2 protein-coding genes are annotated in these 530 nt (G+C 38.1%); both read left to right on the top strand.

The window, feature by feature from the left end; translation table 11 throughout:
• A partial coding sequence (locus MKP05_RS21595; protein ID WP_240570176.1) for an RNA polymerase sigma factor occupies positions 1–200 on the top strand: 200 nt, incomplete at its 5' end.
• A 2-nt stretch (positions 201–202) separates the two neighbouring features.
• The coding region (locus MKP05_RS21590) for an anti-sigma factor family protein (protein WP_240570175.1) at positions 203–530 on the top strand (328 nt) is incomplete at its 3' end.

The raw sequence follows: 530 nt of genomic DNA, 5'->3' as shown, positions 1-530 counted from the left end.
CTAAGGAAGAGTTATCACATCTAGAGGAAGCATTGAATCATTTGGAATTACCTGATCGGGAATTATTAACACTGGCCAAACTACAGAACATCAGATATAATGAACTGGCAGTTATCATGGACAGTACCCCCGGAGCTGTAAAAGCAAAAGTTTTCAGGGCAATACAAAAATTAAAGACGATTTATTTTAAAGATATATAGCTATGAAGCACAGACAGATAAAAGACCTCTTACCGCACTATATAGAGGATCAGTTGGACGATAGGGAAAGAGAAAAAGTAGCAGCGCATTTAGAGCATTGTCCTGAGTGCCAGAAAGAGCAGGAAGAATATAAAATGCTATTAAAGGCTTTTAATTATGAAAAGCAAATTAGCCCGGCTGACAGGATCAGGCAACGCTTTTATGAGCAGATCGAAAAAGAAAAACAAATACAGCCTAAGGGCGTATCACTAGAAAAAAGTTATTCCAAAAAATCATATGGACTCGGGCAATTGATCAGGCTTGCCGCTTGTATTGTATTGGTAATAGGAG

This window comes from Halomonas flagellata (assembly GCF_022487945.1).
GTDB classification, from domain to species: domain Bacteria; phylum Pseudomonadota; class Gammaproteobacteria; order Pseudomonadales; family Halomonadaceae; genus Halomonas; species Halomonas flagellata.
The sequence above is the reverse complement of the archived record's forward strand: the minus strand, read 5'-3'. Positions and strand labels throughout refer to the sequence as shown.